The sequence below is a fragment of the Pantoea sp. X-Soil-YNGN-775 genome (assembly GCF_059730575.1).
This window is the reverse complement of record NZ_AP035945.1, coordinates 696,875-708,669: the sequence shown is the minus strand read 5'-3', so window position 1 is coordinate 708,669 and position 11,795 is coordinate 696,875. Positions and strand designations below refer to the sequence as shown.

The window sequence follows — 11,795 nt, the reverse complement described above, 5'->3', positions numbered from 1 at the left end:
GATTAACGCACCTTCAGCGTGGCCAGGCCAATCAGCACCAGCATTAACGAAATAATCCAGAAGCGCACAATGACGCGCGGTTCCGGCCAGCCCTTCAGTTCATAGTGGTGATGGATCGGCGCCATGCGGAAAATACGCTGGCCGCGCAACTTAAACGATCCCACCTGCAGGATCACCGACAGCGTTTCAACCACGAATACGCCCCCCATGATCACCAGTAAAAACTCCTGACGCAGCAGCACTGCAATGGTGCCCAGTGCGCCGCCTAACGCCAGCGAACCCACATCGCCCATAAAGACCTGAGCCGGATAGGTGTTGAACCACAGGAACCCCAGCCCTGCCCCGACGATGGCGGTACAGACAATCACCAGCTCACCGGCATGACGCAAATAAGGAATGTGCAGATACTCGGCAAACTTCACGTTCCCGGTTGCCCAGGCCACCAGCGCAAAGCCCGCCGCAACAAATACCGTTGGCATAATTGCCAGCCCATCAAGGCCATCGGTCAGGTTGACGGCGTTGCCGGTGCCGACAATCACAAAGTAGGCCAGCAGCACATAAAACAGCCCCAGCTGCGGCATGATGTCTTTGAAAAACGGCACCACCAGCTGCGTCGCGGGGGTATCTTTGCCGGCCACGTACAGGGCAAACGCCACGCCGAGCGAAATCACCGACATCCAGAAATATTTCCAGCGGGCGATCAGGCCTTTAGTATCTTTGCGCACCACTTTGCGGTAGTCGTCGACAAAACCGATGATGCCAAAGCCGATCAGCACCACCAGCACGCACCAGACATACGGATTTGACGGATAAGCCCACATCAGCACCGAAATGGTAATTGAGGTGAGGATCATGATGCCGCCCATGGTCGGGGTCCCGCGCTTGCTGAAGTGCGATTCCGGGCCATCGTTACGGACTACCTGTCCAATCTGCAATTTCTGCAGCCAGGCAATCAGGCGCGGTCCCATCCACAAAGAGATAAATAACGCGGTCAGCAGGCTGACAATGGCGCGAAACGTCAGATACGAAAAGACGTTAAAGCCCGAATAAAAAGCGACCAGATGCTCGGCCAGCCAAACTAACATGTTCCTTTCTCCTGTAAGCTCTGTACTACCTGCTCCATGGCGGCACTACGCGAGCCTTTAATCAATACAGTGATTTCTTTGTGTTCGGACAACAGCTGACGTAAACGTTCAGTCAGCGCGGTTTTATCGCTGAAATGTTCGCCAACGCCGCTGCTTTCGCTGATCAACTGGCTGACGCTTCCCACGCTCAGGACCTTATCGATACCGGCAGCACGCGCCGCCAGCCCGACTTCACGGTGACACTGTTCGGTCTCTTCACCCAGCTCCGCCATATCGCCGGTGACCATCACCCGATAACCCGGCATTTCTGACAGCACCTGCGCCGCAGCGGTCATCGATCCGACGTTGGCGTTATAGCTATCATCCAGCAGCAGCTGGTGGGCAGATAAACGTATCGGGAACAGGCGGCCCGGCACCGACTGCAGCGTTTTCAGCCCTTGCTGTATCGCACTCAGCGGAGCATCAACCGACAACGCCAGGGCCGCCGCCGCCAGCGCGTTGGCGACGTTATGCCGTCCCGGCAGCGGCAGCGTAATCGCCACCTCACCGCGCGGCGTCACCATCACAAAGTGGGTGCCATCATGCGCAATGCTGATATCACGGGCAGAGAAATCACATCCGGCCGCCTGCGGCGAAAAGCGCCACACCGTCTGGCCCTGCAGGTGCGCCTGCCAGTTCGGCCAGTCATTGCTATCCGCATTGAGGATCGCCGTGCCGTTGGCCGGCAATCCCATAAATATTTCGCCCTTGGCTTTAGCGACGCCTGCCAGCGAGCCAAACCCTTCCAGATGCGCCGCCGCCAGGTTGTTGACCAGCGCGCTCTCCGGCCGCACCAGTTCGGTGGTGTAAGCGATCTCGCCCTGATGATTAGCACCCAGCTCAATCACCGCGTACTGATGATCTTTGGTCAGACGCAGCAGCGTCATCGGGACGCCAAAATCGTTGTTGAGGTTACCGGCGGTATACAGGGTTTCACCGCACTGGCGCAGGATCGCTGCGGTCATTTCTTTGACCGAGGTTTTCCCGGATGAGCCGGTCAGTGCCACGACCCGGGCTGTCGCCTGCTGGCGTACCCATGCCGCCAGCTTGCCAAAGCCGAGTCGGGTATCCTCAACCACCACCTGCGGAACGGCGACAGGTAAATGCTGACTCACCAGCAGCGCCTGCGCGCCGTTAGCAATCGCATCACCCACAAAGTCATGGGCATCAAAACGTTCGCCGACCAGCGCGATAAACAGGCTGCCTGCCGTCACTTTACGGGTGTCGGTGGTGACGTCAGCAACGGTTAAATCACTGCCATACAGCGTGCCGCCGGTGATTTCAGCGAGCGTACGTAAGGAAACCGGGATCATGCCGCGCCTCCCAGCAGCGCCGCTACCGTGGCGCGATCGGAGTAATCCAGCCGGCGATTGCCGATGATCTGGTAGTCTTCGTGGCCTTTACCCGCCACCAGCACGATATCGTCCGGCTGCGCCTGCATGATGGTGTTGGTCACCGCCTGTGCGCGGCCTGAGACCACGCGGGCGCGACCCGGGTCCAGCAGGCCGGACAGAATATCTTTCACAATCGCCTGCGGATCTTCACTGCGCGGATTGTCATCGGTGATCACCACCACATCAGCGAATTGCTCAGCGATGGCGCCCATTAACGGACGTTTGCCTTTATCACGATCGCCGCCGCAGCCAAACAGGCACCACAGTTTTCCTGTGCAATGCAGGCGTGCGGCTTCCAGCGCTTTTTCCAGCGCATCCGGGGTGTGGGCATAATCAACCACTACCGTCGGTTTGCCGGCAGCACTAAATACTTCCATCCGGCCGTTGACCGGCTGCAATTTCGCTGCTGCGTTGATCAGGGCGTCAAGCGGATAGTCAAGCGCCAGCAGCGTCGCCAACGCCAGCAGTAAGTTGCTGACGTTGAATGCTCCCATCAGACGACTGTCGATCTCGCCTTCGCCCCAGCTGGAACTGAAGCGGATATGCGCGCCATTATCGTGATACTGCACCGCATCGGCTTTCAGCCAGCGCCCGCGGCAGCCAGGCTGTAAATTATTTTCCATCGTCACGGCAACCGCATCAGGCAGGCTGGCCAGCCAGCGACGACCGACTTCATCATCGGCGTTCAAAATCGCCTGACCAACCTGATGCTCAGAGAACAGCAGCCATTTGGCGGACTCATAGCGCTGCATATCGCCGTGATAATCGAGATGATCGCGGCTGAGATTGGTGAACACGGCGGCCGCAAACGGCAATGCCGCAACACGGTGCTGAACCAGCCCGTGGGAAGAAACCTCCATCGCGGTCAGCGTGGCACCTTGTTCCGCCAGATCGTACAGCAGATGCTGAACATCGACCGCCGAGCCGGTGGTGTTTTCCGCCGGCGTAAGCTGGCCGATCAATCCGTTACCCACCGTTCCCATCACTGCACTGGTTTCGCCCAGCAGGCTGGCCCACTGCGCCAGCAGCTGGGTGGTGGTGGTTTTTCCGTTGGTGCCGGTGACGCCGATCAGCGTCTGTTTTTCGCCCGGCTGCTGGTAGAAACGTCCGGCTAATGCCGAAAGACGCTGATGCAACTGCGTCAGATAGATAACCGGTACGCCGTGCATTTCGCGGATTTCACCGTCGGCCGCTTCTCCTTCGGCTTCGGCCACAACGGCGGCAACGCCTTGTGCAATCGCCTGCGGAATAAAACGGCGTCCATCAGCCTGATGGCCTGCAACAGCGACAAACAGATCGCCGGATGCCGCAGTACGGCTATCCAGTGTCATGTCACGCAGTGGACGCGCCGGCGCGCCTGGCACCCATGGGCCGAGTAAGTCGCGCAGGTTACGATCTGTCACTTGATTCCTCACTTCTGTTAGTCACCATCTCGTTCTTGTCATTGGTCGGTAAGGCATCCGGCTCGATGTTCATGGTGCGCAGTACGCCGCCCATGATGGCACCAAATACCGGCGCAGAAACCGCACCACCGTAGTACTTGCCGGCCTGGGGATCGTTGATCACCACCACCAGCGCGAATCGAGGATGACTGGCAGGCGCAACACCTGCGGTATAAGCAATGTATTTGTTGACGTAACGTCCATCCGGCCCGACCTTTTTGGCGGTACCGGTTTTGATGGCGATGCGATAGCCTTTAATCGCCGCTTTCACCCCACCGCCACCGGGCAGCGCCACGCTTTCCATCATGTGCATCACGGTTTTAACCAGTGACTCATCGAAAACGCGTTGTCCCGCGACAGGGGGATCGACCTTCGTGATCGACAGCGGACGGTTAATACCGTAGCTGCCAATGGTTGCGTAGACTCGCGCTAACTGTAACGGCGTTACCATTAGCCCGTAGCCGAAAGAGAAGGTGGCCCTCTCTATGTCAGACCACCGTTGTTTTTGAGGGTATAAGCCACTGCTTTCCCCGACCAGCCCCAAATTGGTCGGTTTGCCCAGCCCAAAGCGCGCGTAAGTATCTACCAGCGCTGAGGAAGGCATCGCTAACGCCAGACGTGAAACCCCGACGTTACTCGATTTCTGTAAGACCCCGGTCAGGGTCAGTTCGCTGTAGCGCGCCACGTCTTTGATCTCATGACCATTGACGCGGTACGGCACGGTATTCAGTACGCTGTTCTCTTTGACCACGCCGCGCTGCAGCGCGGTCATCACCACCATCGGCTTGACGGTAGAGCCCGGCTCGAAGATGTCGGTAATGGCGCGGTTACGCATCAGATCTTTCGGCGTGTTGCTGAGGTTATTCGGGTTGTAAGCCGGGCTGTTGGCCATTGCCAGCACTTCGCCGGTATTCACGTCCACCAGCACCGCAGTGCCCGATTCAGCTTTGTTAAAGGCGACGGCGTTATTCAGTTCGCGATAGACCAGCGCCTGTAAGCGCTCATCAATGCTCAGGGTCAGGTTATGCGCGGCGCGGCTATCAACCGAGGAGATATCTTCGATGACGCGACCAAAACGGTCTTTACGCACCGTTCGTTCGCCCGGCGCACCGGTCAGCCATTTATCAAAACTTTTCTCAATCCCTTCAATGCCCTGACCGTCGATATTGGTAAAACCAATCAGATGAGACGTGACCTGCCCCGCCGGGTAGTAACGGCGTGACTCTTCACGCAGATGGATACCGGGCAGTTTCAGTTTTTTGACGTACTCGCCGATGGCCGGATTAACCTGGCGCGCCAGATAGACAAAGCGGCCTTTGGGATTGGCATTAACCCGCGCGGCCAGCTGGTCGAGCGGAATCGAAAGCGCATCCGACAGCGCCTTCCAGCGGCTGTCCAGCGTGACGCCGCCGCCGGCATGCAGCTCTTTGGGATCGGCCCAGATAGCGTTAACCGGCACGCTCACCGCCAGCGGTCGTCCGGCGCGGTCGCTAATCATGCCGCGTGACGTCGGCACCGCCTGAACGCGCAGCGAGCGTAGATCGCCCTCTTTCACCAGCTTGTCAGGATTAATCACCTGCAGCCAGGCAACACGCGACAGTAATCCTCCCAGCGCCAGCAAAATACAGCCGCACAGCAACGCAAAACGCCAGCTTACAAAGCTGGCCTTATCTTCCGGTTTCTTCAACTTCAGCGTTCTGCCTGCGCCGCTCATTCGCTATCTGAGGTCCTTATTTCTGCACCACAATATTTTCTTGTGAAGGATCAACGTGCTGCAATTGCAGCTTCTCGGTTGCGATTCGTTCAACACGACTGTGATCGCCCAGGGCGTTTTCTTCGAGGATCAGGTTGCGCCATTCGATATCCAGCGCATCCCGCTCCAGTACCAGCTGTTCACGCTGCGCCGTCAGCAAGCGAGTTTTGTGCGTGGTGGTGACCACCAGTACCGCAGAAACCAGCACGGCGATCAGCAGCAACACTGGAATCTTGCCTTTTCGCAGCAGATCGCCGCCAATCACGCCAGGCAGGCTGTGGCGCTCATTGCCGATCATGCGTCGGTCTTCTCCGCGATACGTAACACCGAGCTACGGGCACGTGGGTTCTCAGCCACTTCAGCCTCGCCCGGCGACAGTTTGCCCAGCAGCTTCAGTTCTCGTCCGCCCAGCGCACGTAACTGCTGTTCCGTCATCGGCAAGCCGGCGGGGACCTGCGGCCCGCGACTCTGATCGCGCATAAAGCGCTTCACCAGCCGATCTTCCAGTGAGTGGAAGCTGATTACCGACAGACGTCCCTGCGGCGCCAGCACCTCAACCGCGCCTTTCAGCGCAATGTCGATCTCTTCCAGCTCACTGTTGATCCAGATACGAATCGCCTGGAAGCTGCGCGTCGCCGGATGCTTAAATTTATCTTTCACCGGCGTGGCGATGGCGATCACCTCAGCCAGCTCTTTGGTGCGGGTCATCGGCTGCTCGCGGTTGCGCTCAACAATGGCGCGGGCGATACGTTTAGCGAAACGCTCTTCACCATAGGTCTTCAGCACGAAGGCGATATCGGCCTCTTCGGCATGGAGCAACCACTCAGCGGCAGAATGGCCGCGCGACGGGTCCATTCGCATATCCAGTGGTCCGTCGCGCATAAAGGAGAAGCCGCGTTCAGCATCATCCAGCTGCGGCGACGACACGCCTAAATCCAGTAAAATGCCATCAATTTTGCCGACTAATCCCAGCTCAGAAACGTACTCCGCCAGCGCGGAAAAAGGACCATGAATAATCGAGAAACGCGGATCGGTGATCTCAGCGGCCGCGGCAATAGCTTGCGGGTCACGATCGATAGCGATGAGCTTTCCCTTCGCGCCAAGCTGCGAAAGAATTAAGCGCGAATGACCGCCACGACCGAATGTGCCGTCGATGTAAATCCCGTCTTCCCTGATATTGAGGCCGTTAACCGCCTCATCCAACAGCACGGTGGTATGTTTAAAATTTTCCTGCATAGCTATAGCGACAAGTCCTGCAACCGCTCAGACAAAGGTTCCTGAGCCGACTGTTCTGCGTCAATATCGTCCCTGACTTGTTGATACCAGGTCTGTTCATCCCACAGTTCAAACTTGTTGAACTGTCCAACCAGCATCACTTCTTTAGTTAATTTCGCGTGCTGGCGAAGCGTATTCGCCAGCAACAAGCGGCCTGCATTATCCATCTGACACTCACTGGCATGGCCCAGCAACAGGCGCTGCACGCGGCGCTCAAGCGGGTTCATACTGGATAAGCGGGCCAGCTTTTTTTCAATGATTTCCCATTCGGGCAGGGTATAAAGCAACAGGCATGGCTGGTGGAGGTCGATGGTACAGACCATCTGCCCCTGAGACTCACTGTTCAGTAAATCGCGATATCGCGTTGGTACTGCGAGCCGCCCTTTACTGTCGAGATTGACTAACGTTGCTCCGCGGAACATGCCAGCCTTACCCCCTGGTCACCCATTTACGCCACTTTATCCCACTTTTTACCACGAAACGAGTTTAAGGACCCGATGAAATCCTTGTCAAGCCGGAGCGGCAGCTCAATATCACTATTTGCAGGCCGCTGAATTAGCCTCTGGCGAGGATATATTCAAATAAAAGACAAAAATAAAAATTAAGCTGATGAATACCTGAATAAAAATAGCGGCACGGGGAAAAACGGCTAAAAATGAAACAATGTAAAGCGCAAAATATTTATCGCAGTTTCTGAGACAGCGGCGGCATTTTAGGGGATTTCCGAAAGGAAGCCCAGCGGCTTGAGGCGGGACGGGAAAAGAGGGTTTGCTGAAGTTGTAAACAATTAATAAAAAATAAAGCTTTTTGATTTGTTAGTTTCGGTGAGCAGAATTTACGCTTTTTTACCTCTAAGCGCTTTTATAATCGGCCAGAGGCGGCAATTTAAAACAGACGGGCAGCTTAATACTGCCCGTCACTCATTTAACTTTGCGGCTTAATTGGCCGCGACGGTATAAATTACGCCGGATGCGGGTTAAGCCCGGTTTTGGTTTTCTCGGTTCGTCTAAAGAGGCTAGAACTAATTCCAGCACCCGCTCGGCGACGTCACGATGGCGCTGCCCCACCGCCAGCACCGGACACTCAAGAAAGTCCAGTAATTCGTGGTCGCCAAAGGTGGCGATAGCCAGCTCGGTCGGGAGCCGCCCGTCACGTTTCAGCGTCACATCCATCACGCCCTGCAGCAGGCCAAATGAGGTGGTAAACAGCGCCTCCGGCATCGGGTGATCTTCAAGGTACTTTTCAAATTGCGCCGCCGCAGCGGTACGCTCAAAACTGTTGCAGTAGATGTAGTCAATCGGACGGTTGTCCTCTTTCCACGCATCGCGGAAGCCCATTTCACGCAGAAAACTGACTGAAAGCTCGGGCAGCGCGCCGAGAAACAGCACATTTTTAACCTCAAGCTGACGTAATTCCGCAGCCAGCATATAGGCATCATCCTGATCGGCACCCACCACGCTGGTGAAATGCTCACGATCGAGGGCGCGGTCTAAGGCGATGATCGGCAGGGGATCGTTGATCCAGCGCTGATAAAACGGGTGTTCTGGCGGTAATGAGGTAGAAACGATGATTGCATCGACCTGCCGTTGCAGCAGATGCTCAATGCAGCGCATCTCGTTATCCGGTTGATCTTCCGAACAGGCGATCAGCAACTGATAACCCCGCTGTCGTGCCTGACGCTCAAGATAATTCGCGATGCGGGTATAGCTGGTATTTTCCAGATCGGGAATCACTAAGCCAATGGAGCGCGTGCGCCCGGCACGCAGCCCCGCCGCCACCGCGTTAGGGTGGTAATTGTGCTCACGCACCACCGCCATTACTTTCTCAACGGTTTTGTCGCTGACACGATACTGCCGCGCTTTGCCGTTAATGACATAACTGGCCGTGGTACGCGACACGCCTGCCAGACGCGCAATTTCATCCAGTTTCACGATAACCCTCAATCGAAGCCGTTCATACGACAAAAAATAGCCGCAGTTAAGCTATGGACAACTCATGGTTATCATCTAACAGCAGAAAAGTGCGCGGAGCAAATGCTTTTCTGAATGTAGCTGGTCTGGCGCATAAAAAATAAAAAAAACCCGGCATTTCGCCGGGTTAGAGTCATCCTGAGTGATTACGCTGCGTGATTAACGCATGATGCGATCGCCGCGTGACACGCCGACGATTCCCGAGCGCGCCACTTCGACAATCTCCGCCACATCGCGCACGGTATTCAGGAATGCGTCCAGTTTGTCGCTGGTGCCGGCCAGCTGAACCGTATACAGCGTTGGGGTCACGTCGATAATCTGGCCACGGAAGATCTCCGCGTTGCGCTTCACCTCTTCCCGACCGTAGCCATTGGCCTGAATTTTCACCAGCATGATTTCACGCTCAACGTAGGCGCCCTGCCCCAGTTCGGTTACGCGCAGCACATCAACCAGCTTGTGCAGCTGCTTTTCGATCTGCTCCAGTACCTTCTGATCGCCGACGGTCTGAATCGTCATGCGCGACAGCGTCGGATCGTCCGTTGGCGCCACGGTCAGGCTTTCGATGTTATAGCCGCGCTGTGAGAACAGGCCGACCACGCGGGATAATGCGCCGGATTCGTTCTCCAGCAGAACCGATAAAATGCGACGCATAGTTATGTCCTCTCCGTTTTGCTTAACCACATCTCATCCATGCTGCCACCACGAATCTGCATCGGGTAAACGTGCTCGCTGCCATCGACGGTAACATCCACAAACACCAGCCGTCCCTGCGCCAGCGTTTCCAGCGCCAGCGTCAGCTTCTCTTCCAGCTCCGCCGGATGCTCAATGGCGATGCCGACATGCCCATAGGCTTCAGCCAGACGAACAAAATCAGGCAGCGATTCCATATAAGACTGGGAGTGACGGCCGGAGTAGATCATGTCCTGCCACTGCTTCACCATGCCAAGAACACGGTTATTCAGGCTCAGCACCAGCACCGGCAGATTGTACTGCAGCGCGGTCGACAACTCCTGAATGTTCATCTGGATACTGCCGTCGCCGGTGACGCAAATAACCGTCTCATCCGGCAGCGCCATTTTCACGCCGAGCGCAGCAGGCAGACCAAAGCCCATGGTGCCGAGACCGCCAGAGTTGATCCAGCGACGCGGCTTATCGAACGGGTAGTACAGCGCCGCGAACATCTGATGCTGGCCGACGTCAGAGGTAACATAGGCATCGCCTTTGGTCAGGCGGTAGATGGTTTCAATAACCGCCTGCGGCTTGATTTTCGCACTGCTGCGATCAAATTCCAGGCACTGACGGCTGCGCCAGCTTTCAATTGATTGCCACCAGTCTCGCAGGCTGTCGAGCGGCTGCTTGCTGTCAGTCTGGGCCAGCAACTCCAGCATCTGCTGCAGCACCTGGCGGGCATCGCCCACGATCGGAATATCGGCCGCCACCGTTTTCGAGATGGAGGTAGGATCGATATCGATGTGCATTACCGTGGCATCCGGGCAATATTTTGCCAGGTTGTTAGTGGTACGGTCATCAAAGCGAACCCCGACGCCAAAAATCAGGTCGGCATTGTGCATCGTCATGTTGGCTTCGTAGGTGCCGTGCATCCCCAGCATGCCGACGCATTGACGGTGAGTGCCAGGAAACGCGCCCAGCCCCATCAGCGAGGTAGTGACCGGGATATTCAGGCTCTCCGCCAGCTGCAGCAGTTCCGCCTCACAGCCTGCGGTAATCGCGCCGCCACCGACGTAGATCACCGGCTTATGAGCCGCCAGCAGCGTATTCAGGGCGCGTTTAATCTGCCCTTTATGCCCCTGAATCGTTGGATTATAAGAGCGCATGCTCACTTCATCCGGCCAGTGATAAGGCAGCTTATTTGCCGGATTAAGAATATCTTTTGGCAGATCGATCACCACCGGGCCCGGACGTCCGCTCGACGCCAGCCAGAACGCCTTTTTCAGCACGGTCGGGATCTCTTCGGTGTTTTTCACCAGGAAACTGTGTTTCACCACCGGACGCGAAATGCCGACCATGTCGCACTCCTGAAAGGCGTCATAGCCAATCAGCGACGAAGGCACCTGTCCCGACAGGATCACCAGCGGGATTGAGTCCATATATGCGGTGGCGATACCGGTAATCGCATTGGTGGCACCGGGCCCTGACGTCACCAGCACCACGCCGACTTCGCCGGTCGCGCGCGCCAGGCCATCAGCCATATGCACCGCGCCCTGTTCATGACGCACCAGTACGTGGTCGATTCCCCCGACCGTTTGCAGCGCGTCGTAAATATCCAACACCGCGCCACCCGGATAACCGAATACCTGCTTAACGCCCTGATCGATTAACGAACGGACGACCATTTCGGCTCCTGACAACATCTCCATCTTCTGCCTCCAGGCGTGAGGGCCAGGCTGCGTTAACGCGCGGGGTGCGTTACGTCATCCAGGCACCTGCTTTGCCAATGTAAGATCAAAACCTTATGTTTATGCCAGCAGGACGGAACGCGTTCCGCCCTGCAGATACAGAGAAATCTGTTGAGTTCATTGTTTTGAGAGTAGGACGTTTACCATAACCGCAGTTAACCTGGCAGGCAAACCGCAAACTCGCGCAAATTAAACGGCACCAACGTAAAGGCTCTGCGCGATAAGAAAGGGCTGCGCGGAATACACTAATTACGTCGCACAACCGCAGAGGAAAATGCTGGCGATGAAATTATTTTCAGCGTGATCTAAGAAATAGCGAAAAGTTATTGCCGCTTACCGCAGCCCACAATTTGCTGTGGCATTTCTTTTCTGGCGTAATTAACCTTAAAATCATTAAAGTTCACACGATTATGCTAAAGC

At 56.3% G+C, this 11,795-nt stretch carries 10 protein-coding genes; all 10 read right to left on the bottom strand.

Annotated features, from left to right (window positions below):
• Positions 1-2: 2 nt before the first annotated feature.
• Complete coding sequence (gene mraY, locus AC6I8I_RS03145) at positions 3-1,085, bottom strand: phospho-N-acetylmuramoyl-pentapeptide-transferase (protein WP_031375978.1); 1,083 nt, start codon at positions 1,083-1,085, stop codon at positions 3-5.
• The gene (murF, locus tag AC6I8I_RS03140) at positions 1,079-2,437 is read right to left on the bottom strand and encodes a UDP-N-acetylmuramoyl-tripeptide--D-alanyl-D-alanine ligase (protein ID WP_312759373.1); all 1,359 of its coding nucleotides are present in this window, start codon (positions 2,435-2,437) and stop codon (positions 1,079-1,081) included. The genes mraY and murF overlap by 7 nt, the downstream gene beginning before the upstream one ends.
• Positions 2,434-3,921 (bottom strand): UDP-N-acetylmuramoyl-L-alanyl-D-glutamate--2,6-diaminopimelate ligase, encoded by a 1,488-nt coding sequence (gene murE, locus AC6I8I_RS03135; RefSeq protein WP_312055378.1) that lies wholly within the window; start codon positions 3,919-3,921, stop codon positions 2,434-2,436. Before murE ends, murF begins: the two co-directional genes overlap by 4 nt.
• A complete protein-coding gene (locus tag AC6I8I_RS03130; RefSeq protein ID WP_312055377.1) occupies positions 3,908-5,674 on the bottom strand; it encodes a peptidoglycan glycosyltransferase FtsI in 1,767 nt (588 codons plus the stop codon). The genes murE and AC6I8I_RS03130 overlap by 14 nt, the downstream gene beginning before the upstream one ends.
• A gap of 16 nt (positions 5,675-5,690) precedes the next feature.
• Positions 5,691-6,011, bottom strand: coding sequence for a cell division protein FtsL (gene ftsL, locus AC6I8I_RS03125; RefSeq protein WP_031375982.1), 321 nt, complete (start codon positions 6,009-6,011; stop codon positions 5,691-5,693).
• Positions 6,008-6,949: a 16S rRNA (cytosine(1402)-N(4))-methyltransferase RsmH gene (gene rsmH, locus AC6I8I_RS03120; protein ID WP_312759377.1), complete on the bottom strand. Its 942-nt coding sequence runs from the start codon at positions 6,947-6,949 to the stop codon at positions 6,008-6,010. The genes ftsL and rsmH overlap by 4 nt, the downstream gene beginning before the upstream one ends.
• Positions 6,950-6,951: 2 nt before the next feature.
• A complete protein-coding gene (gene mraZ / locus AC6I8I_RS03115; RefSeq protein WP_069728434.1) occupies positions 6,952-7,410 on the bottom strand; it encodes a division/cell wall cluster transcriptional repressor MraZ in 459 nt (152 codons plus the stop codon).
• A 498-nt stretch (positions 7,411-7,908) separates the two neighbouring features.
• Positions 7,909-8,919 carry a catabolite repressor/activator gene (gene cra / locus AC6I8I_RS03110; RefSeq protein ID WP_312055375.1) on the bottom strand — a complete coding sequence of 337 codons (1,011 nt, stop codon included), beginning with the start codon at positions 8,917-8,919 and terminating at the stop codon, positions 7,909-7,911.
• Between the two features lie 198 nt (positions 8,920-9,117).
• Complete coding sequence (ilvN, locus tag AC6I8I_RS03105) at positions 9,118-9,609, bottom strand: acetolactate synthase small subunit (RefSeq protein WP_312055374.1); 492 nt, start codon at positions 9,607-9,609, stop codon at positions 9,118-9,120.
• 2 nt (positions 9,610-9,611) lie between these two features.
• Positions 9,612-11,336 carry an acetolactate synthase 3 large subunit gene (ilvI, locus tag AC6I8I_RS03100; protein WP_312055373.1) on the bottom strand — a complete coding sequence of 575 codons (1,725 nt, stop codon included), beginning with the start codon at positions 11,334-11,336 and terminating at the stop codon, positions 9,612-9,614.
• Between the last annotated feature and the right edge of the window lie 459 nt (positions 11,337-11,795).